This is a genomic window from Pseudomonas sp. AC242 (assembly GCF_979258655.1).
The window spans coordinates 2,179,135-2,202,520 of the sequence record NZ_OZ409873.1 but is presented as its reverse complement, the minus strand read 5'-3'; the positions used below and the strand labels follow the sequence as shown (position 1 = coordinate 2,202,520).

20 protein-coding genes and 2 pseudogenes are annotated in these 23,386 nt (G+C 57.0%); 12 read left to right on the top strand and 10 right to left on the bottom strand.

Translation table 11 applies throughout. The features are described 5' to 3' along the window. Nucleotides 1-6 precede the first annotated feature (6 nt). Nucleotides 7-408: pseudogene (locus ACZZ0A_RS10045) on the top strand (aldo/keto reductase); the annotation flags it as partial. Nucleotides 409-654: 246 nt separating this feature from the next. Continuing rightward, a pseudogene (locus ACZZ0A_RS10040) lies at nucleotides 655-1,371 on the top strand (substrate binding domain-containing protein); the annotation flags it as partial. 126 nt (nucleotides 1,372-1,497) lie between these two features. On the opposite strand, the gene ACZZ0A_RS10035 reads toward ACZZ0A_RS10040, so the two are convergent. Then, the gene (locus ACZZ0A_RS10035; protein ID WP_463542971.1) at nucleotides 1,498-3,459 is read right to left on the bottom strand and encodes an Ig-like domain-containing protein; all 1,962 of its coding nucleotides are present in this window, start codon (nucleotides 3,457-3,459) and stop codon (nucleotides 1,498-1,500) included. A gap of 224 nt (nucleotides 3,460-3,683) precedes the next feature. On the opposite strand from ACZZ0A_RS10035, the gene ACZZ0A_RS10030 reads away from it, so the two are divergent. The 3 genes from ACZZ0A_RS10030 (at nucleotide 3,684) to rarD (ending at nucleotide 8,002) form a co-directional block, all read left to right on the top strand. Further along, complete coding sequence (locus ACZZ0A_RS10030) at nucleotides 3,684-4,697, top strand: aldo/keto reductase (RefSeq protein WP_007912205.1); 1,014 nt, start codon at nucleotides 3,684-3,686, stop codon at nucleotides 4,695-4,697. 112 nt (nucleotides 4,698-4,809) lie between these two features. Next, entirely contained in the window at nucleotides 4,810-6,915 is a 2,106-nt protein-coding gene (locus ACZZ0A_RS10025; protein ID WP_463542970.1) for an acyltransferase family protein, read from the top strand. A 205-nt stretch (nucleotides 6,916-7,120) separates the two neighbouring features. Continuing rightward, nucleotides 7,121-8,002: an EamA family transporter RarD gene (rarD, locus tag ACZZ0A_RS10020; protein ID WP_414915178.1), complete on the top strand. Its 882-nt coding sequence runs from the start codon at nucleotides 7,121-7,123 to the stop codon at nucleotides 8,000-8,002. A gap of 151 nt (nucleotides 8,003-8,153) precedes the next feature. Here rarD and hppD read toward each other — a convergent pair whose 3' ends face one another. Together hppD and ACZZ0A_RS10010 are read right to left on the bottom strand one after the other, a co-directional pair. After that, a complete protein-coding gene (gene hppD, locus ACZZ0A_RS10015; protein WP_007912211.1) occupies nucleotides 8,154-9,230 on the bottom strand; it encodes a 4-hydroxyphenylpyruvate dioxygenase in 1,077 nt (358 codons plus the stop codon). 245 nt (nucleotides 9,231-9,475) lie between these two features. Next, complete coding sequence (locus tag ACZZ0A_RS10010) at nucleotides 9,476-10,423, bottom strand: DMT family transporter (protein WP_463542969.1); 948 nt, start codon at nucleotides 10,421-10,423, stop codon at nucleotides 9,476-9,478. Nucleotides 10,424-10,501: 78 nt separating this feature from the next. Here ACZZ0A_RS10010 and ACZZ0A_RS10005 point away from each other — a divergent pair, with 78 nt between their 5' ends. The 3 genes from ACZZ0A_RS10005 to ACZZ0A_RS09995 all read left to right on the top strand — a co-directional run bounded on the left by ACZZ0A_RS10005 (nucleotide 10,502) and on the right by ACZZ0A_RS09995 (nucleotide 13,626). Beyond that, nucleotides 10,502-11,371 carry a LysR family transcriptional regulator gene (locus tag ACZZ0A_RS10005; protein ID WP_414915180.1) on the top strand — a complete coding sequence of 290 codons (870 nt, stop codon included), beginning with the start codon at nucleotides 10,502-10,504 and terminating at the stop codon, nucleotides 11,369-11,371. A gap of 118 nt (nucleotides 11,372-11,489) precedes the next feature. Further along, complete coding sequence (locus tag ACZZ0A_RS10000) at nucleotides 11,490-13,025, top strand: EAL domain-containing protein (protein WP_463542968.1); 1,536 nt, start codon at nucleotides 11,490-11,492, stop codon at nucleotides 13,023-13,025. Nucleotides 13,026-13,260: 235 nt separating this feature from the next. After that, entirely contained in the window at nucleotides 13,261-13,626 is a 366-nt protein-coding gene (locus tag ACZZ0A_RS09995) for a histone-like nucleoid-structuring protein, MvaT/MvaU family (RefSeq protein ID WP_007912217.1), read from the top strand. 218 nt (nucleotides 13,627-13,844) lie between these two features. Here ACZZ0A_RS09995 and ACZZ0A_RS09990 read toward each other — a convergent pair whose 3' ends face one another. Beyond that, nucleotides 13,845-14,363 (bottom strand): DUF4946 domain-containing protein, encoded by a 519-nt coding sequence (locus ACZZ0A_RS09990; RefSeq protein WP_007912218.1) that lies wholly within the window; start codon nucleotides 14,361-14,363, stop codon nucleotides 13,845-13,847. Between the two features lie 139 nt (nucleotides 14,364-14,502). On the opposite strand from ACZZ0A_RS09990, the gene gloA reads away from it, so the two are divergent. After that, nucleotides 14,503-15,024: a lactoylglutathione lyase gene (gene gloA, locus ACZZ0A_RS09985; protein ID WP_007912219.1), complete on the top strand. Its 522-nt coding sequence runs from the start codon at nucleotides 14,503-14,505 to the stop codon at nucleotides 15,022-15,024. Between the two features lie 374 nt (nucleotides 15,025-15,398). Here gloA and ahpF read toward each other — a convergent pair whose 3' ends face one another. The 3 genes from ahpF to ACZZ0A_RS09970 form a co-directional block, all read right to left on the bottom strand. Continuing rightward, the gene (gene ahpF / locus ACZZ0A_RS09980) at nucleotides 15,399-16,961 is read right to left on the bottom strand and encodes an alkyl hydroperoxide reductase subunit F (protein WP_038368199.1); all 1,563 of its coding nucleotides are present in this window, start codon (nucleotides 16,959-16,961) and stop codon (nucleotides 15,399-15,401) included. Nucleotides 16,962-17,085: 124 nt separating this feature from the next. Beyond that, on the bottom strand, nucleotides 17,086-17,649 hold the full coding sequence (gene ahpC / locus ACZZ0A_RS09975) for an alkyl hydroperoxide reductase subunit C (protein ID WP_007912224.1): 564 nt from the start codon (nucleotides 17,647-17,649) through the stop codon (nucleotides 17,086-17,088). A gap of 137 nt (nucleotides 17,650-17,786) precedes the next feature. Beyond that, entirely contained in the window at nucleotides 17,787-18,725 is a 939-nt protein-coding gene (locus tag ACZZ0A_RS09970; RefSeq protein WP_463542967.1) for a site-specific integrase, read from the bottom strand. 177 nt (nucleotides 18,726-18,902) lie between these two features. On the opposite strand from ACZZ0A_RS09970, the gene ACZZ0A_RS09965 reads away from it, so the two are divergent. Continuing rightward, nucleotides 18,903-19,919, top strand: a complete 1,017-nt coding sequence (locus ACZZ0A_RS09965; protein ID WP_123375113.1) for a DNA-binding protein — start codon at nucleotides 18,903-18,905, stop codon at nucleotides 19,917-19,919. Here ACZZ0A_RS09965 and gorA read toward each other — a convergent pair. Both gorA and galU read right to left on the bottom strand, forming a co-directional pair. Then, complete coding sequence (gene gorA / locus ACZZ0A_RS09960) at nucleotides 19,916-21,274, bottom strand: glutathione-disulfide reductase (protein ID WP_123375112.1); 1,359 nt, start codon at nucleotides 21,272-21,274, stop codon at nucleotides 19,916-19,918. The genes ACZZ0A_RS09965 and gorA overlap by 4 nt on opposite strands. Nucleotides 21,275-21,402: 128 nt before the next feature. Continuing rightward, nucleotides 21,403-22,242, bottom strand: a complete 840-nt coding sequence (galU, locus tag ACZZ0A_RS09955; protein ID WP_007912230.1) for a UTP--glucose-1-phosphate uridylyltransferase GalU — start codon at nucleotides 22,240-22,242, stop codon at nucleotides 21,403-21,405. Nucleotides 22,243-22,500: 258 nt separating this feature from the next. Between galU and ACZZ0A_RS09950 the strand changes: the two genes are divergently transcribed. Beyond that, entirely contained in the window at nucleotides 22,501-22,686 is a 186-nt protein-coding gene (locus tag ACZZ0A_RS09950; protein ID WP_007912238.1) for a hypothetical protein, read from the top strand. A gap of 136 nt (nucleotides 22,687-22,822) precedes the next feature. After that, on the top strand, nucleotides 22,823-23,110 hold the full coding sequence (locus tag ACZZ0A_RS09945) for a hypothetical protein (RefSeq protein WP_123375111.1): 288 nt from the start codon (nucleotides 22,823-22,825) through the stop codon (nucleotides 23,108-23,110). Nucleotides 23,111-23,113: 3 nt separating this feature from the next. Here the strand turns inward: ACZZ0A_RS09945 and ACZZ0A_RS09940 are convergent, their stop codons facing one another. Beyond that, nucleotides 23,114-23,344, bottom strand: coding sequence for a hypothetical protein (locus tag ACZZ0A_RS09940; protein ID WP_007912247.1), 231 nt, complete (start codon nucleotides 23,342-23,344; stop codon nucleotides 23,114-23,116). Between the last annotated feature and the right edge of the window lie 42 nt (nucleotides 23,345-23,386).

The following is a 23,386-nucleotide window of genomic DNA, read 5'->3' as shown; positions in this document are numbered from 1 at the left end:
CATGACAGTCCGCTGGCCCGTGGCGTGCTCAGCGGCAAATACGCGCCGGATGTGCAGCCGGACGCCAATAGCCGCGCCGGGCGTCAGGACAAACGCATTCTGGAAACCGAGTGGCGCGTGGAATCACTGCGCATTGCCCAGCAGATTCAGCAGTACACCGAGCAGCGCGGCGTCGGGATGGTGGAGTTTGCGATTGCCTGGGTGCTGAACAACAGTGCCGTGACGTCGGCGATTGTCGGGCCGCGCACCGAAGCGCAATGGGATGCGTATTCCAAGGCACAGGCCGTGAAGATCACCGCAGCCGATGAGGCTTTCATCGATTCGCTGGTGACGCCGGGCCACGCATCGACGCCGGGATTCAACGATGTCAGTCATTTTGTGTCGGGGCGTAAACCGCATCTGGTTTAAGCGTTTTCCCTTGTCCAGCAACAGCCGATACAATCGGCTGTTTTTCGTTGAAGCAAGCGCGATCAAACGGATGATTTGATTGAGCGTTCAGAAATAACCAGGGATTTAATACATGCTCAATCGCCCCGTTGAGGTAACCAGGAAGCCTTTGCACGGCAACACCGTTTCCGCCGCTTCATCGGTTCGAAAAGCAATGTTGCTCAACTCCGTGTCATCCGGCAACGGCCGCTCAATCACATTGAATAAGGCCGGCGTTATCTTGAAAGCATGCGTCTGGCACTGGCGGCGCTGGCCGAGGGCGAACAGGCAATCAAGCAGCAAAACGAAGGCCTGAGCGGCGTGTTGCAACTGGCCGCACCGTCGGACTTCGGGCGCAACGTGTTGTTGCCGTGGCTCGACGATTTAAAGCGTGAACACCCGCATATTCGACTACAACTGCTGCTCAACGACCGGCATGCCGATCTGTTCCGCGAAACTGTCGATGTTGCACTGCGCTTTGGCGTGCCGAGCGATTCGACACTGGTGGCGTTGCCAATTCTGCCGCAACACCGCCGCGTCGCTTGCGCCAGCCCTGACTATCTGGCGCGCCATGGCACCCCGCAACATCCCGGTGAATTAAGCGAGCACAGCGCCCTGCTCTATCTGCGCAATGGCCGGCCCTACAACAGCTGGAGTTTCAGTCGCAGCGACGAAACGCTGGAAGTGGAAGTCCACGGCGACTACTTAAGCGACGACGGCGAAGTCGCCCGCCGCTGGGCGCTGACCGGGCATGGCATCGCTTACAAAGCCTGGCTGGACATTGCCCAAGACGTCCGCGCCGGGCGGTTGGTGACGTTGTTTGATGGTTGGGACGGGGAAACTGCGCCGTTCAATTTGCTGTGTCCGCATCGGGTGCAGGTGTCGGAACGGGTCAAGGTGCTACAGGCATTTTTGCAAGAGCGCTGTGCAGCGCTCAGTCGATAACGGGATGGTTTTTTTTGAACAAAACGCGGCGCGTCCGTTGAGGCATTCCCACGCAGAGCGTGGTAACGGTCAATAACGCCGAACGCGGAGCGTCCTGCGTATCATGGAAAAATCAAACTCGTAGATTCAACCTGGTTGAATACACCATGATTTATTAGTGTGCGATATGTGTTCACAGCCCACATAGACCTCATTCGACCTATAAAAAGGAGAATAATCGCCCGGACATCCGTTCCTACTACACATCCAGTACCCTGAATCTTGCTGTGCCGTTCCATATACTCGCGCAATATCATAAATAGCAGCATCAAAAACAGGAATCGCGTTATCGAGACTTTCTCGCCATTCTATGGCTTGAGAAGCTGTTAACAGACGGTTGTCAATTCTAAGAAAATAAACATTAGTTACAGCAACCAGATAATTAAGAGTAACTCCCTCCTGATCCGTAACATATATCGTCGCCACGCCCTGCTTGAGTCCCGTTACCTTACCGGCCGCAGTCACCGGCGCAGTCAACGGATCCGAAGACGCAAAGTCATAAGGCGGAACCCCACCCGTCGGTACGCGAATACCCGTATTGCCGATCGAATCCTCCCCGGTTTTCGGCCATTCCGGCACCTTCACCGAGACCCCGTCCAGGTCCATTTGCGTCCGGTCGATGCTCAACGCCAAACGTTCAAACCGCCAAGGATCCGATTCAAATTGATTCCCGGTTTTTTCCTTCACGGTAAAGCTGTGCAGCCCCACCGCAATCGGCAGCAACTTGCTCTGCCACTTATAATTCGATCCGGTTTGGATCTCCTCAATAAACGCCTCACCATCAAAAACCCGCAACACCATCCCCGCCAGCGCAGAACCCGACAACACCACTTTATTGTCCGAAACCGTGCCGCCGTTTTGCACGTCCGCTCCGGACGAGTTCTTAACTTCCAAAATAACCGGTTTCACAATCACCCGTGCCCGCGCAACTTTTGATGTCGCAATAACGATTCCCCCACGTATTTGCTCATACAACACAGCGACCACACTGTCGCCGATGACCTTGGCATTGGGAATCATCAACCGGTGCACAAAAGGAAGCCTGCCGACCAACTGGTCAACCGTATGAGCGACAACGGGTCCGCTGCCTGGCGTCGCGGTGTATTTCACGCGGACAGTGTCGTTGGTGGCCCAAAGAGGTTCCAGAACATGCACCTGGATGGTCAGTTCCTTGTTGCCCAGTTTGTTCAGGTCAATGGTATCTGGCGCGTCGTGCGGGTCATCCGGGTCTTCGGCAATATCGGGAGCGGCCATCCGTGTGCCCTTGAGATCGACAACAACGCGGATCGCCGCCGACCACGGCGAATTCAGATCGGCTCCGTTGCCAATCTGGTCGAACACCGTATAGGTGAAAGAGAACTGGGGATGATCACCTGCCGCCTCCAGATCGGCTTTTTCCAATAGACGCCCAATGCGAGTGGGTGTACTGGTCGGTGTCGCCGGGGCCTCGTCCGGATGCACCTCCCACTCAACATCATGACCGTTACAGTTGAGCACAATCCGGTCGTACGGCCGGCAATAGGGATAGGAGAACCAGACCTGCACGCCCTGTGCTGCACGATCGGCATCGATACCGTCTTCCAGCACATCCCGAGGCAGACCTAACTCGAGTTCGGAGTGTCCTTCATCGCCGTTCTTGTCCTCCATCCCGGGGCGAATGGCGTTGTACAGAATCGTCAATGGCGGCTCGTAGGTTTCTTCAGCACCGGTGGTGCGTGTGACGGTATAGCTCAGTTCATTGACGAAACCCGGATCGGATCTCAGCAAATTTTTGGGAATATGCAGGGTCACTGCGTCGTCCGTGGATTGGGCCTGCTGGCTGTCGACGCGCATTACTCCGTTCACGTGAATTGAAAATGTATCCAGCGGCCGCTGCGCCAGCACCGGATTGATAATGACTGTCGCACCATTCGGCCGCAGCTCGTAGAACGCCTTGGCGATACCGCAATCGGCACCGGCCACGGAGGTATTGCTGTCCGGAAGTTGCGGCGCGTAAAGGTTGATCTCGGCGTCGGCGGGTAACGCCACATCCAAAGTCTTGGTATCCATCAACGAGCTCCTGATTTCAAGAATAGGCCAGGACTTTTCAACGAGGCCACCCTCCAGAATCAGGCCAGAACATCTACCGCCGTGCCTACTGTCAGATCTGACAGTCACGACGAACGGCTCCCGTCGGGTGGGGTTTGAAAAGTAATTCCTGGACAAATTTGTTTGCCGGCTCCAGCGGTTCTGGTATTTGATTAACCCTTTCCCACCGACAAAAGGATTTCGGCATGAGCTTTCGCACACTCGGGCACTCGGGCTTGCAGGTGTCCACCCTCACCCTTGGCACGATGATGTTTGGCGAGCAGACCAGCGCTGAGGATTCGCTGCGTATCATCGACAAGGCCTGGGATCAGGGCATCAATTTCATCGACACCGCCGACGTCTACACCAACGGCCGTTCCGAAGAGATCGTCGGTGAAGCGATTGCCCGTCATCGGCATGAGTGGGTGCTGGCGACCAAGGTCGGTTTCGGCCCGGTGGACGGTGTGCCGAATCGCAGCGGTTTGAGCCGCAAACACATTTTCAATGGCATCGATGCCAGCCTGACCCGGCTCGGTACTGACTATCTCGACATTTATTACCTGCACCGCGAAGACCACAACACGCCGCTGGAAGTGAGCGTGTCGGCGATTGGCGATCTGATTCGTCAGGGCAAGATTCGTTATTGGGGTTTGTCGAACTATCGCGGCTGGCGGATTGCCGAGGTGATTCGCATCGCCGATAAACTCGGCGTGGACCGCCCGGTGATCAGCCAGCCGTTGTACAACATCGTCAACCGTCAGGCCGAGACCGAGCAGATCACCGCGGCGCAAACCTACGGCTTGGGTGTGGTGCCCTACAGTCCGCTGGCCCGTGGCGTGCTCAGCGGCAAATACGCGCCGGATGTGCAGCCGGACGCCAATAGCCGCGCCGGGCGTCAGGACAAACGCATTCTGGAAACCGAGTGGCGCGTGGAATCACTGCGCATTGCCCAGCAGATTCAGCAGTACACCGAACAGCGCGGCGTCGGGATGGTGGAGTTTGCGATTGCCTGGGTGTTGAACAACAGTGCCGTGACGTCGGCGATTGTCGGGCCGCGCACCGAAGCGCAATGGGATGCGTATACCAAGGCACAGACCGTGAAGATCACCGCAGCAGATGAGGCTTTCATCGATTCGCTGGTGACGCCGGGCCATGCATCGACGCCGGGGTTCAACGATGTCAGTCATTTTGTGTCGGGGCGTAAACCGCATCTGGTTTAAGCGTTTTCCCTTGTCCAGCAACAGCCGATACAATCGGCTGTTTTTCGTTGAAGCAAGCGCGATCAAACGGATGATTTGATTGAGCGTTCAGAAATAACCAGGGATTTAATACATGCTCAATCGCCCCGTTGAGGTAACCAGGAAGCCTTTGCGCGGGCTGCTGTTCAAACTGTTTGCCGATAAGCTTCCTGCGCCGGCAGGGACCGCAACTGCGGTGGATCGCAAACCTTCGATTGATTACCGTGCGGATATCGATGGGCTGCGCGCAATCGCGGTGTTGTTGGTGCTGATTTTTCACGGCGGCCTGGCGTTCTTCCCGTCAGGGTTTATTGGCGTCGATATCTTCTTCGTGATCTCGGGTTATCTGACCACCGCAATCATCATGAAGTCGCTGAACAACGGCACGTTCACTTTCTCGGGGTTCTACACGCGTCGAATCTGGCGCTTGCAACCGGCCGTGATTGCGTTGCTGGTCGTAACGCTGATTGTCACAACGTTGCTGTATTTGCCCGATGACTATGTGGATTTTCTCAAAAGCGAAAAATACACGTCGCTGATCATCTCCAACCAGTACTTTTCCAAAGTCACCACGGGTTACGCCACGCCCGATGCGGCCAGTCTGCCGCTCTTGCACACCTGGTCGCTGGCCATCGAATGGCAGTGGTACCTGGCGCTGCCACTGGGCCTCTGGTTGCTCTACCGTTATCTGGCGAAAAGCCTTTTCAAAGCAGCGGTGCTCGGCTTGACCCTGGCGGCAATCGCGCTCGCCCTGTACCTGTCTTACACGGCTCCTGAAAAAAACTATTACTTCTTCACCGCGCGAATTTTCGAGTTGATGATTGGCTCTTGTGCGGTCATCTTCAGCACGGACACGTTCAGGCTCAATCGCCTGAGCGCCACGCTGGTCTGCGCGCTTTCGCTGGCGACGATCATCTACTGCGCCACCCTGGAAGATATCCTGCCGGGCTTTCCGCGATATCACGCCATTGCCGTGTGCCTCGCAACGGCAGCCCTACTGTTCCAGGGTGTTGGCGATGCGAGCATCACTTCAAAACTGCTTGCGTTCAAACCCCTGGTGTTTATCGGCACGCTCTCGTACTCCTTGTACTTGTGGCACTGGCCGATCCTGGCGGTGATGAGTTACATGGGCATCGCGCTCACCCCGCCGATGACGATCGTTTACTTCGTCTCCACGTTCGTCACGGCCTGGCTCTGCTATGTGTTGATCGAAAACCGCTTTCGAAAGGCCAGGCTCGGCTTTGCCAAAACCCTGGTCGTGCTGATGATCGTGCCGGCGATCGGCCTGTCGCTGCTCCACGCGGCCAGCGTCAGACAAGAAGGCTGGCCGAACCGCTTCAACCAAGGCTACAACGACGTGTTCAACGGTTTGAAAGCATCTGTTCCGGCCACTCGCGAGGGATGCCTGGGTGTCAGCGATGGCGCCGATCCTGGCTGCATATCGGGCGCCGCACAGGCTGCACCGCAAATACTGCTGATGGGCGATTCGTTTTCGAATCATTACTGGGGCTTTGTTGAAACATTGGCCAAGGATGCCAATCTTGCCGTGCTCACACAGGGCTATCCGGCGTGCCTGGCCTTGCCCGGGATCTACCTCTATGACGAGAGTAAATACACCAACGGGCTGTATCAAAAATGCCACAACGCCGCTCAACGCTATTACGACATGATCGCGAAGCGGCATTTCAAGTATGTGATCGTGGGTCAGTTCTGGGAGGCCTATCTCGACGATGACATCGTCACCAAACTCGATGACCCGCGCAGCCCGGAACTGTCAAGACAACGTCTCGGCACAGCGATCCGCAAGGCTCTGGATATCATTGTCGAATCCGGTGCTACTCCAGTCCTTCTCGAGAACACGCTGCCTATGCCTGAGGGGATCAACACCTGCCTGCTGCAACAGGTCAAGTTGCGCGGTTTGATGGGCAGTGTCGAGCAAAGCAACCTCTGCGCCACGGCGCCATGGTCAGGTGCCAAAGAGCCGGTACTGGAACAACTCTTCAATGATCTGAAGGCTGAATATCCCGACTTGATCGTCATTGACCCGAAAATCGTGCAGTGCAAAGACGCCGCCTGCATGACCACCGTCGACGGTTTGCCGGTCTATCGTGATATTGGTCACGTCACCGATTATGCCTCTTACAAGTTCGGCGAGATGTACCTCAAGCGCTTCGGTAATCCGTTGAAGGTTGCTCAGTGATGTTTTCCTGCCACTGACTACGCTTGTGGAGGAACGCCCGCAGGTTGCGATCTTTCGACTTTCAAAGGCGAGATCAAAGATCGCAGCCTGCGGCAGCTTATACAGGGGAATGTGTGTGAAGAATATTGAGCATTTGCCCAATATTCAGCACAAAAACCACGTATCCTTCGCGCCCCGTTTGACCATCAACCCCCGCGAGGACAGTTTGTCTAAAGGTATCGCTCTATCGGTTTCAGCCTCGGTGCTGTTTGCCGTCATGTATTACTACACCTCGTTGCTCACACCGTTGAGTGGCGTAGAGATTTTCGGCTGGCGAATGCTGCTGACCGTACCGTGCATGACCGTGTTCATGCTGGTGTCCGGGGAATGGCGGCGGGTGCTGGAGCTGGTTCGTGTGGTCGCGGCAAAGCCAAAACTGATCGCCGGGTTGAGCGTCTCGGCTGCCCTGCTCGGTGTGCAACTGTGGCTGTTTATGTGGGCGCCGCTCAACGGCTACAGCCTCGACGTGTCGCTGGGCTACTTTCTGCTGCCGCTGGCGATGGTGCTGACCGGACGGATTGCCTACGGAGAAAGTCTGTCTTATTTGCAGAAAATTGCAGTGTTCTTCGCCAGTTTGGGCGTGCTCAATGAGCTATATCAGGTCGGCGGTTTTTCCTGGGCGACACTGGTGGTCGTGGTCGGCTATCCACTGTATTTCGTCCTGCGCAAATACCTGAAAACCGACCACCTCGGCGGATTGTGGGTGGATATGACGCTGATGCTGCCGGTCGCCTGGTGGTTTGTGCAGGGCGGCGAGCAAGGCTTGGGCGTGTTTGATCAATACCCGGGGCTGATGTGGCTGATCCCGCTGCTCGGCCTGATCAGTGCATCGGCGCTGGTGGTGTACATCATTGCCAGCCGATTGCTGCCGTTCAGTCTGTTTGGCCTGTTGAGTTATGTTGAGCCGGTGCTGTTGCTTGGCGTGGCGTTGTTGCTCGGTGAGAGCATCAAGTCCGGGGAATGGCTGACGTATATTCCGATCTGGCTGGCGGTTGTGGTGCTGATCTTCGAAGGCTTCAAACACCTGACGCGGCAACGCCGTCCTTAAAAGCAAAAGATCGCAGCCTGCGGCAGCTTCTACATTTGGAATGCATTTTCCCTGTAGGAGCTGCCGCAGGCTCGGGCCGCGATCTTTTGATCTTCAAAAAAATCCCGGCCCTGCATCGCTGCAGGCCGGGATTTTTCATTTCAGTGGCCGATTACTCGGTGGCTAGCACACCACGACGCACCTGATCGCGTTCGATCGACTCGAACAGAGCCTTGAAGTTGCCTTCGCCGAAACCATCATCGCCTTTGCGCTGGATGAATTCAAAGAACACCGGGCCCATCAGGGTTTCCGAGAAGATCTGCAGCAGCAGACGCTTGTCGCCCTGCTCCGAGGCGCCGTCGAGCAGGATGCCACGCGATTGCAGTTGATCAACCGGCTCGCCATGGTTCGGCAGACGGCCTTCGAGCATTTCGTAGTAGGTGTCCGGCGGCGCGGTCATGAAGCGCATGCCGATCTTCTTCAACTGATCCCAGGTCTTGATCAGGTCGTCGGTGAGGAACGCGACGTGCTGGATGCCCTCGCCGTTGAACTGCATCAGGAACTCTTCGATCTGGCCCGCGCCTTTCGACGACTCTTCGTTCAGCGGGATGCGGATCATGCCGTCCGGTGCGGTCATCGCTTTCGAAGTCAGGCCGGTGTATTCGCCCTTGATGTCGAAGTAACGGATCTCGCGGAAGTTGAACAGCTTCTCGTAGAAGTTCGCCCAGTAGGCCATGCGACCGCGATACACGTTGTGGGTCAGGTGGTCGATGATTTTCAGGCCAGCACCGACCGGGTTGCGATCAACGCCTTCGATAAACACGAAGTCGATGTCGTAGATCGAGCTGCCTTCGCCGAAACGGTCGATCAGGTACAGCGGCGCGCCGCCAATGCCTTTGATCGCCGGCAGGTTCAGCTCCATCGGACCGGTTTCGATGTGGATCGGCTGAGCGCCGAGTTCCAGTGCGCGGTTGTAGGCTTTTTGCGAATCCTTGACGCGGAACGCCATGCCGCAAACGGACGGACCGTGCTCGGCGGCGAAGTACGACGCAACGCTGTTGGGTTCGTTGTTGAGGATCAGATTGATCGCGCCCTGACGGTACAGGTGCACGTTCTTGGAGCGGTGGGTGGCGACTTTGGTGAAGCCCATGATCTCGAAGATCGGCTCCAGGGTGCCCGGCACCGGCGATGCCAGCTCGATGAATTCAAAGCCCATCAGGCCCATTGGGTTTTCGTATAAATCTGCCATGGTGGCACCTCATCATTTCTTATCAATTAACCAGGGTTATTTGTCAGTCATGTGAGGTCGGTGGGTGGCGCGCAGGAGATGCCACGCACACTGCGGGCGAGAAAGTCACCGTAGATCAGTTGAAACCCGAATATCTTCATTGTCGACCCAAGGCTTTTGCGGGCGAGGCTTCTGCTGCCAGAAGACGATTATTATTGTATGCGTAACCCGATTCTACACAGCGTAAATAGGCTTGTCTGCTCTCTCTATAAAATCCGCTTTCTGGCGCCCGGTGCAAGGGGTTTGTTGCACAGGTAAATGCCCGTCAGGATCAGTGCGCCACCTCCATACATGGCCAATGTCAGGTGTTCGTCCAGCAACACTGCGCCGAAGACCACGGCCGTCAACGGGTTCAGCGCGATAAACACCCCGCTGCGCGTCGCGCCGATTTTGCGGATACCGTGGTAATAGCCGATGTAGGCCAGCGCCGAGCCGAGGACGCCGAGGTAGGTCAGGCTCAACCATTGCGGCAGCCCAAGATCATCCAGCGCCTCCCAGCTCAGTTCGCCGCGCACAGCCGCCACAACCCACAACATGAGCGTGCCGATCAGGATCGAATACGTCACGGTCTGCACCGGCCCCAGCGTCTGATTCAATTCACGGGAAAACAACGAGTAAACACCCCATCCCAGCACACAGCCGAGGATCAACAGATCACCGATCCATGCGTCAGGCGTTGCAGCCAGTAATTGCGGATTACGGCTGACGATCACTAGACCAGCGCCAACAATACAGGTGGCGATTCCGGCGACTTTCACCCGCCTCAAGCGTTCTTTGAACAACCACCATGAGGCCAGACCGATCACCGCCGGGTTCAACGCGACGATCAACGAAGCCCGCGACGCGTTGATGTATTGCAGGCCGTAAAAGAAGCACAGGTTGTAGAAGAAGATCCCGAAGAATCCCAATAGCATCAGTTGCAGCCACTGCCTTGGGGTCGGCCGCGCCAAGGGGATCCGCGCCAGCCACAAAAAGCCCAGCAACGCCGCACTGGCCAGCAAGAAGCGCAGGCTGGCGGCGAACATTGGGCTCAGGCTGCCGGCCAGGAAACGTCCGGCGACAAAGGTCCCGCCCCAGATCATGGTGACCGCCGACAGATTCAGGTAAACGGCGATGTCGGATGAAGTTGTGTGTAGCTGCTCAACGTTGCGCATGACGCTCCAGTCCAAGGAAATTGAGGAATGCCGTATCATTCACCTCATTCCCCATCATCGTAAAATGAGCAAATACTCATGACCCTTACCCAACTGGAGATCTTCTCGCTGGTCGCCGAACTGCGCGGTTTCACCCTCGCGGCGCATCGGCTGGGGATTTCACAGTCGGCGGTATCCCATGCGATGAAAGCGCTGGAGCAAGAACTCGGCGTCGAGCTGCTGCGTCGGCACCAGTCGACAGTGGAACTCAGCGATATCGGCGAGCAACTGTTGCTGCGCGCCCGCGCGATGCTCGGTCTGGCCAACACCTTGCGTCAGGAAGCCGCCGATGCGCGCGGTATGAAAAGCGGCACCTTGCGCATCGGCTCGTTCGGACCAACATCGTCGATCAAACTGTTGCCCAATATTTTGCGGCGTTATCGAGAGGCGCATCCGGGCATCGAGGTGCACATCGATGAAGGACCGGATCGACAAGTGACTCAGTGGCTCGAAGAGCGGCGGATCGACATCGGTTTTGTGGTGCTGCCCCAAGATCGCTTCGACACGTTTGCGCTGATCGAAGACCAGATGGTTGCCCTGCTCCCTGTAGGTCATCCGCTGGCAGCGCGATCGGCATTGACTCTCAAGGACTTGTGCGACGACCCGTTCGTGCTCACCGAGGCGGGTTCTTCAGAACTGGTATCGCAGCTGTTCATGGCCGCGCGCTTGCAACCGAATATTCGCTATCGCTGCTCGCAACTGCTCAGCACCCTCGACACCGTCAGCCGTGGCGATGGCATCACGATTGTTGCCGAAGGCTCATTGCCGGAGGAAGCAACGTCTCACTACGTGAAAAAGCCGTTGTTGCCCGCCGTGCAGCGCCAGGTCGGACTTGCCGTCCTCGATCAGCGCCAGGCCTCTCCCGCCACCCTGGCCTTTATCGAAGTGGCGTCGCGGATGAATCTTTGATGAGCAGCGCAAGCGCCTTCTGCCATCTATCCTCCCTTCTGGCTGATGTGATTTTCAGCGGCGCGCCGTTATCCGGCCTGCATTCGAGAGCCCCACTCCACCGCGACAGGATGCGCCCATGCCGTTGACCGCCAGACCCCGCCGCAAACGCAGCGCCCGCATCGTCGTCACACTGTTCAGTGGCTTGCTTCCGGTGCTGCTGGGCAGCGTAATTCTCTACGTGCAGGCCGAACGCACGCTGGAACAAGGTTCACAACAGACTGCGGAAGAGGCGTTGCGCCAATTCGAATTGATGCTCGACAACACGGCCCAGGCAGCCCGTGAATTGCTGCCTCTGGCCGGCCAGACTTGTGAGAACGTCAAACTCGCCCTGCGCGAGCAAGTGACCCGTCGCCCGTTCGTGCGCTCGACCAATCTGGTGTGGGACGACAACCTCTATTGCAGTTCGTTGTTTGGCGACTTCAAGGAAGCCGTCAACGCGGGCGACTACAACCAGGGCAAGTTGTGGCTGATGAATGGCAACCCGGTAACACCCAACACCGCTCTGTTGGTCTATCGACTCAGCGAAGGTCGCGGCGGCGCCCTGACGACACTCGACGGTTACCATCTGAGCAATATGCTGCGGCTGATCGGCCGGCACATGTTGCTGGTGCTGCAAGTGGGCGACAACTGGCTGTCGGCCGACGGCAAAGTACACACTGGCGCCCTGCCCGCGTTGCCGATAGCACAACACACACTCGATTCTTCGCGTTATGCGTTCAGCGTTTCTGCGGGATTTCCCGAGGGCGAAACCTGGCGCTACATGGCCGATGAATACCCGCCGCTGTTCAGTCTGCTGATCTTTTTTGGCGTGGTCTCGGGTGCCATCGGCCATGTCTTGCAGAAGCGCTCGACGTCTCCGAGCCACGAGATGCTTCGGGCGCTCGAGGCAGGCGAATTCATTCCTTACTTTCAGCCCGTGGTGCATGGCGACAGCAAGATGTGGTCGGGGGCCGAAGTGCTGATGCGCTGGACTCACCCCAAAGAAGGACTGGTGCGCCCGGACCTGTTTATTCCATTCGCCGAGCATTCGGGGTTGATCGTGCCGATGACCCGCGCCTTGATGCAACAAACCGCTGCGCTGCTGGGACCGCTGTCATCAACGTTCACCCCGCCCTTTCATATCGGCATCAATATCACCGCGAGCCATTGCAAGGATCTGGAACTGGTGGAGGACTGCCGGGCGTTTCTCGCCGCGTTCGTGCCCGACAGCGTCAGCCTGGTGTTGGAGTTGACCGAGCGCGAATTGATCGAGCCGACCGACATCACCCGGCAACTGTTCGAGCAACTGCATGCACTGGGCGTGAAGATCGCGATTGACGACTTCGGTACCGGTCATTCAAGCCTCGGCTACTTGCGCAAATTCAATGTGGATTTCCTCAAGATCGATCAGAGTTTCGTCGCCATGATCGGCGTCGATGCGCTGTCCCGACACATTCTCGATACCATTATCGAACTCTCGGCCAAGCTTGATCTGGGTATTGTTGCCGAAGGTGTCGAAACTCAGGCGCAAGCCGATTATCTGACTGCACATCACGTCAACTTTCTGCAAGGCTACCTGTTCGGCAAACCGATGCCGGCCGCGGAGTTCATCAGCGCATTAACTCACCATTAACTAAGCCGGATTAAGACGAGCGTCCCGATCAGGCGCACCAAATTGATACAAAAGACCGCTGTTGTTACATGAAGACAACATCAGGATTTACTCTTGGCGCATTAACTACTACAATTTTTTCAACCTGAGCAAGATTGGCAGGTGAGCCATTTATCACCGAGTCGCTTCAAGGCTCTTGGCTTATTAGCTTTGTTTGCGGTTGGTATCAGCCAAACACACTATTGGAGTAAAGATATTGTCCAGACTCGCTGAATTTCGTGCAGCTGAAAAGGCCCTTCAGGAACAGCTCAAGCAGCTGGAATCGCTGAAGAACGATGCCGGGCTCAAGAAAGAAATCGAATTCGAAGAAAAGCTCCAGGGGCTGATGAAAACCTACGGCAAAGGCCTGAAAGACATCATCGCCATCCTCGATCCGAACCCGGCAAAATCCGGTCTGCAGACCTCTGCAGCGCCTAAAACCCGCCGCGCTCGCGTGGTCAAGGTTTATCACAACCCGCACACCGGTGAACTGATCGAAACCAAGGGCGGCAACCACCGCGGCCTGAAAGCCTGGAAGGAACAATACGGTGCTGCCACCGTTGACTCCTGGTTGCGCGGTTAATCCCTTGCCAACAAAAAAGCCCTGCATCATGCAGGGCTTTTTTATTGACAATATCTAACAAATGAAATGAATTTCATCGAAGAAGTTTCGAGTTTTCTGTAACGTTGCTGAGCCAGACGCCAAACATTTTGCTGCGCGATGTTACGATCATGACCCACGTTAAACTTTGTACTTAATCCCTTCGGGTATCTAACCTTCGCCGTGAAGAGTACAGCGGCTTAAAGTTTCAAGCTGTTTCTCGCCGCCACTATCTCGTCTGCGCTCGCCTTATAAACCTCAGCTTGCCCGGCGTAGGAAAGAACATAAGCCTTGTCCGCCTCTACCGCCGCTACCAGGGTTTGCGACAACACATGCCGACCGTTTTCGGTGATCGTGCAAGTGGTTTCCAGCGCCGACAAAGAACCCAGCGTCGCCGCATGCACTTTGTTGCAGACGCTTTGGTAGCCGCCCTGGAAGAAGTCCTTCTGTATCGACTTGCGCATTTCCAGCAGCACGCCCTGCAAATTGACCTGGTGGCCCTTCTCAACCTGAGTCATGGTCAATTCCATCACCATCACCTGATTGCCATTGGCATCATTCTTCACCGCTCGCTGACGGGAAACCTGTGCCGTCACCGGAGGCAGCGCCTCGACTTCCCAGCCGGCCGGCCAGGTGATGCTCGGTTCGTCCGCCGACGCGCACACCGCCACCAGCGACAAAAAAGAAAAAACAAACAGGGATTTGAACAGTCGGATCATTGCCGGGCGCACTCACAGATTGAGCGGTAAAGTCTGAGGCTCGCCCGCACGCAGGGCAAGCCTGCCCTTTCATTTGGCGATGCCGACAGGCATGCGTATCATTGCGCCCATTCACTCGCCCATAGTTATTGGAGGGCCCATGAGCCTGCACGAACTCAACACTTTCCCCGGCGTCACTGCCACCCCAGACAGCGCAACCCGCAACTTCGTCTTCAACCACACCATGTTGCGCGTCAAAGACATCACCCAATCCCTGGACTTCTACACTCGCGTGCTGGGTTTCTCGCTGGTTGAGAAGCGCGATTTCCCGGAAGCCGAGTTCAGCCTGTACTTCCTCGCGCTGGTCGACAAGGCACAGATCCCGGCTGACGCAGCGGCTCGCACCGAGTGGATGAAGTCGATTCCAGGCATTCTGGAACTGACTCACAACCACGGCACTGAGAACGACGCCGATTTCGCTTATCACAACGGCAATACCGATCCGCGTGGTTTTGGCCATATCTGCATTTCGGTGCCGGATATTGTCTCGGCCTGTGCGCGTTTTGAAGAACTGGGCTGCGACTTCCAGAAGCGTCTGAGCGATGGCCGCATGAAAAGCCTAGCGTTCATCAAGGATCCGGATGGTTACTGGGTCGAGATTATTCAGCCTGCGCCGCTGTAAAAGCAAAAGCCCCTCACCCTAGCCCTCTCTCTGGGGGAGAGGGAACTGATTGGGGGATATTGCAGCGTTACACCGACTTGAACGATTGGCGTTGAATCCATAATCGATTAGGTCTTACAAGTCGACGCACCACTTCTCGGCCGGCTCCCTCTCCCACAGGGAGAGGGGCTGATTGGGGGATATTGCGCAGGTTCACCGACTTTAACGGCTGGCGCTGTATCCATAATCGACTGGCGCTTTCAGGTCGATGGAAAACGCCAGACACCTCGGTCGGCCCCCTCTCCTTCGGGAGAGGGCTGGGGTGAGGGGCAGCTTTTCACGCGCAATAAAAAACCCATGATCGCTCATGGGTTTTTTCATTTCTGACCCGGCAGTTACGCAGGAGCCGACGTGCGGATCAAATGATCAAAAGCGCTCAGCGAAGCCTTGGCGCCCTCGCCCACCGCAATCACGATCTGCTTGTACGGCACAGTGGTCACGTCACCCGCTGCAAAGATGCCTGGAATCGACGTTTCACCGCGGTTATCGACAATGATCTCGCCACGCGGCGACAGCTCGATGGTGCCCTTCAGCCAGTCAGTGTTCGGCAGCAAACCGATCTGCACGAAGATCCCTTCCAGCTCGACAGTGCGCAGCTCGTCAGTGTTGCGATCCTTGTAGCGCAGACCGTTGACCTTCTCGCCATTGCCGGTGACTTCAGTGGTTTGCGCACTGGTGATCACGGTGACGTTCGGCAGGCTGTGCAGCTTGCGTTGCAATACGGCGTCAGCACGCAGTTGTACGTCGAACTCCAGCAGCGTTACGTGCGACACGATCCCGGCCAGGTCGATGGCCGCTTCGACGCCGGAGTTACCGCCACCGATCACTGCCACGCGCTTGCCCTTGAACAATGGGCCGTCGCAGTGCGGGCAGTACGCCACGCCTTTGTTGCGATACTCCTGCTCGCCCGGCACGTTCATTTCACGCCAGCGCGCACCGGTCGCCAGAATCACACTCTTGGCTTTGAGGGTTGCGCCGCTGGCGAAGCGGACTTCATGCAGCTCGCCGTTTTTGCCCGGGATCAGCTTGTCGGCGCGTTGCAGGTTCATGATGTCGACGTCGTACTGCTTGACGTGTTCTTCGAGTGCTGTGGCCAGTTTCGGCCCTTCGGTTTCCTGTACGGAAATGAAATTCTCGATGGCCATGGTGTCGAGCACCTGACCGCCGAAACGCTCAGCCGCGACGCCGGTGCGGATGCCTTTACGTGCAGCGTAAATCGCTGCCGAAGCACCGGCCGGGCCACCGCCGACAACCAACACGTCGAAGGCCTCTTTAGCGCTGATCTTTTCGGCCTGACGCTCAATGGCGCCGGTGTCGAGTTTGGCGAGAATCTCTTCCAGGCCCATGCGGCCCTGGCCGAAGTTTTCACCATTGAGGTAGATGCTCGGCACGGCCATGATCTTGCGATCGTTGACTTCGTCCTGGAACAACGCGCCGTCGATGGCGACGTGGCGGATGTTCGGATTGAGCACGGCCATCAGGTTCAGTGCCTGAACCACGTCCGGACAGTTCTGGCAGGACAGCGAGAAGTAAGTCTCGAAGCTGAACTGGCCTTTGAGCGAGCGGATCTGCTCGATCACTTCAACACTGGCTTTCGATGGGTGGCCGCCGACTTGCAGCAAGGCCAGCACCAGCGAAGTGAACTCGTGGCCCATCGGGATGCCGGCGAAACGCAGACTGATGTCAGCGCCCGGGCGATTGATCGAGAACGATGGCTTGCGTGCATCGTCACCGCTGTCGATCAAGGTAATTTGGCTCGAAAGACTGGCAACGTCTTTCAGCAGTTCCAGCATTTCACGGGATTTCGCACCGTCGTCGAGGGAGGCAACGATCTCGATCGGCTGGGTGACCCGTTCCAGGTACGATTTCAACTGGGCTTTAAGATTGGCGTCCAACATACGGGCGATTTCCTTTATTTGAGGCGAAAAAAAGCCCGAGCGAATCTCGCCCGGGCATTTTTATGGGGCGGTGCAGCTAACTTAAGTAGGTGCGGAGATCCGCCCCGAGTTGCGTGTCACAGACTTAGATCTTGCCGACCAGGTCCAGGGACGGTGCCAGAGTGGCCTCGCCTTCTTTCCACTTGGCTGGGCAAACTTCGCCTGGGTGAGCAGCAACGTACTGAGCGGCCTTGATCTTGCGCAGCAGCTCGGAAGCGTCACGGCCAACGCCGCCATCGTTCAGTTCAACGATTTTGATCTGGCCTTCAGGGTTGATCACGAAGGTGCCACGGTCAGCCAGACCAACTTCTTCGATCAGCACGTCGAAGTTGCGGGAGATGGCGTGGGTCGGGTCGCCGATCATGGTGTATTCGATTTTGCCGATGGCTGGCGAAGTGTTGTGCCAGGCAGCGTGAGCAAAGTGGGTGTCGGTGGAAACGCTGTAGATCTCTACGCCGAGTTTCTGGAAGGCAGCGTAGTTGTCAGCCAGGTCTTCCAGCTCGGTTGGGCAAACGAAGGTGAAGTCGGCTGGGTAGAAGAACACGACCGACCACTTGCCTTTCAGGTCAGCGTCCGAGACTTGAACGAAGTCGCCGTTTTTGAACGCGGTAGCTTTGAACGGTTTTACTTGGCTGTTGATGATAGGCATTGATGACTCTCCGTCAGGGGTTATGAAGTTGATGGGGGAATCCTACCCACTCACTCGACGGATGGCTCATTGGCAAACCTGATGCTGCTGATTTGTTTTCGCTATTAGCTGACTGTATTAATAGAAGAAAACGATCTCTACGACGAAGCCGGTTTATCCGTAATCCGAGCCATTCCCTGGAATGGGCTGGCTTCAACATAGCGCATCGCGGACTTCATATCCTTCCAGCCGACGTAGCTCATCAACGACTTCAGATCCCAGCCACTTCGGTGTGCCCATGTGGCAAAGCCTCGGCGCAGCGAGTGGCTGGTGTAGTTTTCGGCGGCAATGCCCGCACGCTGCAACGCCTGGCGCAGCAGAGGGATGATGCTGTTGGCGTGCAAGCCCTCCTCGTTCAGATTGCCCCAGCGGTCGATGCTACGAAAAACCGGGCCACGCACCAGCGCCGCCTCAGTGATCCAATCGATGTAGGCCTGCACCGGACACAACTTGAGCAGCGCCGGCGCTTGATAGGTCTGGCCGAGGTTTTCCCGATCACCCTTGCTGCGTGGCAAATACAAGGTAATGCCTTTGCCGGCGTGCGCCTGTACATGCTCGATTTGCAAGCGACACAACTCATCGCTGCGGAAGCCGCGCCAGAATCCCAGCAGGATCAAGGCGCGATCGCGGTAAGCCTTGAGCAGTAACGGGCGATCCTGTTGCTCTTTCGCGGTTTGCACCTCCTGCTCAAGCCAATCGATGACGCGCTGCAGATCCTGCAACTGCAACGGCTCGGCCTGTTTCTCCTGCGCCGGGTGCAGAGCACGAATGCCTTTGAAGACCTTGCGCACCACTGGCGCCTTGGTCGGATCGGCAAACCCTTGACTGTTGTGCCACTGCGCCAGCGCCGACAGACGCAGTTTCAGCGTATTGATCGACAGCTCTTCGGCGTGCGCTACCAGATACCGCGCGACGCTGTCGGCCGTGGCCGGCAAGAACCCGCCCCACTTCACTTCGAAATGCTCGATGGCCGCGCGGTAGCTACGGCGGGTGTTGTCGCGGGTGGCCGCTTGCAGATAGCGATCCAGATCGCTCATGGGCTGTTTTCTCGCTGGCGTACTGATATGGGGATGCAGATGCGCATTTTGCCGCCTGACACTGGGTAATACCAGTATATCCCGCGCCTTGATTATCAAAGTTTTATGTTTATTTTTGAGATGGTACACTGCGTACTTAAGTGGCATGTACCACAGTACGTAACCGTAGGAGTTCACATGGCCCGTGGCGGCATTACCAAAGCACTGGTGCAGATCGCGCGCACAGCGATCCTCGCCCGTGGCGAACACCCGAGCATCGATGCAGTACGCATTGAAATGGGCAACACCGGCTCGAAAACCACGATCCATCGTTATTTGAAAGAGCTGGATGACGGTGCGCAGCCGGTTGAAGCCTCGGCGGAGCCCATCGATGACGAGTTGACCGCCCTCGTCTCTCGTCTCGCCCAGCGCCTCAAAGAACAGGCGCAAGAGCCCATCGAGCAGGCCCGTGCGCAGTTCGAGGAACAGCGCGAAGCACTGGAGTCGGAGCTGAAACAAACGCGCCAGGCGCTGGAAAAGCTCGAACACGACCACGACATTCAAGGCGCCGCACTGGAGCGCGAGTCCGAAGCGCTGAACAACACGCGGTCAATGCTGCAAACCGAGCAAACCCGCAATGCCGGGCTGAATCAGGCACTGGCGGATTTTGAATTGCGCTTGCAGGACAAGGACGAGCAGATCCGCTCGCTGGAAGAAAAACACCTGCATGCCCGTGACGCGCTGGAGCACTACCGCAACGCCAGCAAAGAGCAGCGCGAGCAGGAACAGAGCCGCCACGAAGCGCAGGTGCAGCAGATTCAGGCCGAGCTGCGTCAGGCGCAGCAAAGTGCATTGGTCCGCCAAGACGAGATCACCCAACTGCACCGCGACAACGAACGCCTGCTCACGGAAAACCGTGGCACCCAGCGCGAACTGAGCTTGTTGCAAGATCAGCTCAAGCAGAGCAATCAGCGTCAGGATCAACTGCTCGAACAAGCGACCCGCGTCGACAGTGAGCGCACCCTCCTCCAGGAACGCTTGCGCGTAGCCACCCTGGAAAGCCAGACACTCAAACAGAGCGTCGAGGAGCAGACGCTGCTCAACCAGTCACTGGAAAAGGAATTGAACAAGGCCCAGGCAAGCCTGGAAGAAAGCCAGCGTCTGGCGCCCACCGTTGCGGCAGCGCCAGACTCAGCCAAACCGAAAGACGCTTAAGCGCCGACCGGCGTACGCATGGTGACGAACTCTTCGGCGGCCGTCGGGTGTACCCCGATCGTGTCGTCGAAGTCACGCTTGGTTGCGCCAGCCTTCAACGCAATCGCCAAACCCTGAACGATCTCGCCAGCGTCCGGGCCGACCATGTGGCAGCCGAGGACTTTGTCGGTCTTGCCGTCGACCACCAGCTTCATCAGCGTCTTCTCCTGGCACTCGGTCAGGGTCAGCTTCATCGGTCGGAAACGGCTCTCGAAGATCACCACATCATGACCCGCGTCGCGCGCTTCTTCCTCGGTCAAACCGACCGTGCCGATGTTCGGCAGGCTGAACACCGCCGTCGGGATCATCTTGTAATCCACCGGACGGTATTGCTCAGGTTTGAACAGACGACGCGCCACGGCCATACCTTCAGCCAATGCCACTGGCGTCAGTTGCACACGACCAATGACATCGCCCAGCGCCAGAATCGATGGCTCGCTGGTCTGGTACTGCTCGTCGACTTTGATGAAGCCTTTGTCGGTGAGCTGCACATCGGTGTTTTCCAGCCCCAGATTGTCCAGCATCGGACGTCGACCCGTGGCGTAGAACACGCAATCCGCTTCCAGCACACGACCATCCTTGAGGGTCGCTTTCAAGCTGCCATCGGCCTGCTTGTCGATACGCGCGATGTCAGCATTGAACTGCAGATCCAGACCACGTTTGGTCAACTCTTCCTGCAAATGCTTGCGCACCGAACCATCGAAGCCGCGCAGGAACAGATCACCGCGATACAGCAGCGTGGTATTTGCACCGAGGCCGTGGAAAATCCCGGCGAATTCGACCGCGATATAACCGCCGCCCACCACCAGCACACGCTTTGGCAGCTCTTTGAGGAAGAACGCTTCATTGGAACCAATTGCGTGTTCGCGCCCCGGAATTTCCGGAATCTGCGGCCAGCCACCGGTGGCAATCAGGATGTTTTTCGCGGTGTAGCGCTCACCATTCACTTCAACCTCATGCGGGCCAACGATCTTCGCGTGCGCTTCATGCAAGGTCACGCCGCTGTTGACCAGCAGGTTGCGATAGATGCCGTTGAGGCGATTGATCTCGCGATCCTTGTTGGCGATCAGCGTCGCCCAATCGAAATTCGCCTCACCCAGGCTCCAGCCGAAACCGGACGCCTGCTCAAAGTCTTCGGCGAAATGCGCGCCGTACACCAGCAGCTTTTTCGGCACACAGCCGACATTGACGCAGGTCCCGCCCAGATAACGGCTCTCCGCCACCGCCACTTTCGCACCGAAACCGGCCGCAAAACGCGCAGCGCGCACACCGCCGGAACCGGCACCAATCACATAAAGGTCAAAATCGTAGGCCATTTCTATCTCCTCGGCAGGGGATCAGCATACCTGCAGACGCCCATTGGGCAAGCACTGCCAGTCATATGGGGGCGCAAAATGAAAAAACCCGCCGAAGCGGGTTTTTCTTACAGACCAATCAAGCGCTCTTAGTAAGCCTTGCCAGTCTTGTAGAAGTTCTCGAAGCAGAAGTTGGTCGCTTCGATGTAGCCTTCAGCGCCACCGCAGTCGAATCGCTTGCCTTTGAACTTGTAGGCCATGACGCAGCCGTTCTGGGCTTGTTTCATCAGGGCGTCGGTGATCTGGATTTCGCCGCCCTTGCCTGGCTCGGTCTGTTCGATCAGGTCGAAGATGTCCGGGGTCAGGATGTAACGGCCGATGATTGCCAGGTTCGACGGCGCGTCTTCCGGCTTTGGCTTCTCGACCATGCTGTGCACGCGGTAGATGTCGTCGCGAATCATCTCGCCAGCGATAACGCCGTATTTGCTGGTTTCCTGCGGATCGACTTCCTGGATGGCGATGATCGAGCAGCGGAACTGCTTGTACAGCTTGACCATTTGGGTCAGTACGCCGTCGCCTTCGAGGTTGACGCACAGGTCATCCGCCAGGACCACGGCGAACGGTTCGTCGCCGATCAGCGGGCGGCCGGTCAGGATCGCGTGACCCAGGCCTTTCATTTCAGTCTGACGGGTGTAGGAGAACGAGCACTCGTCGAGCAGTTTGCGGATACCGACCAGGTATTTCTCTTTGTCGGTGCCTTTGATCTGGTTTTCCAGCTCGTAGCTGATGTCGAAGTGGTCTTCCAGAGCACGCTTGCCACGACCGGTGACGATGGAGATTTCCGTCAGGCCGGCATCCAGAGCTTCTTCAACGCCGTACTGGATCAGTGGCTTGTTTACCACCGGCAGCATTTCTTTAGGCATGGCTTTAGTCGCTGGCAGGAAGCGAGTACCGTAACCGGCTGCTGGGAACAAGCATTTCTTGATCATATAAGTCCTTGAAAGGGCTGTGTGTACGAGTTTCGGCGCAGTCTAATCAGGCGGCGTGCACCTTACAATGCCCCGCACTGGCTAACCGATGCCAACATAGAGAAATATTCTCGCCGATAGTTCCATCGGCATCCTGACGCAGCCAGATCAGCGTAGCTCATAGCTGTCGACAATCCGGATTACCATACGCTCATCGCCCCCCAATGCCAGCATTTGGCGGTATCATGGCGCCTTTGAACCAGCGAACGAGACAGATAGATGGCCGCGGTAAAAATCATCAACGGGTATGTGATCGACAAGAAAGACGGCAAGTGGACGCTGACCACCACCAATGGCGAACACATCGCCGGGCCTTTCGACAGCGAACAAATGGCCACCGATGTGGCTTCCGTATTCACGGACACTCCGGCATCGGCCAAGCGCCGCGGCAAAGATCAGGACTGATCAGTCCCGACACGCCCCAGCCCTGCCCTTGTGCAGGGCTTTTTTGTGCCCGCTGACAAACAAGTGGCCAAACGCTATAACCTTTTCACACCGGCGCTGTCAGAGCGTCTAGTCCCCCTTGCTGAAGACCCCGAACATGACTTTGAAAAAATGGCTGCCCCTGATAGCGGTATTGGCACTGGCCGGCTGCGCGACCTCCCAACCCACGTACCTGAACAACGGTGAACAGGGCCTGTCGATCGATTGCTCCGGCGAAGCCAACTCCTGGGCGACCTGCTATGAAAAAGCCGATGCGTCCTGTGCAGGCACCGGTTATCGCATCGTCGGCACTGACGGTACGCCTCAGCCCAAGGAAAGCGACAAAACGCTGGGAGTCGATGTCGGCAACTACAAGAACCGCAGCGTTGTCGTGGTCTGCAAATAGACCTTACATATGAATTTCGGCGAATTTGATCCCGAGTCCGCGTACGACTTCGATCAGATCGTCGAGACGGTTGAACGACTCGACTTCGTCGTTTTCGTCGACCAGAAAATAACTGCGTCCGGCGCTCTTCTTGAAAAACACGATCCACTCCCCCGGATTCGCCGGGTTCTGGATGACATGGGTGGCAGAGATCAGGCCCTCTACGTGGCGCTCCCGTACTTGCTCTCGCTTCATCGCGACTCCAGAAATGAAAATGCCGTCACAGCATGACTGCGA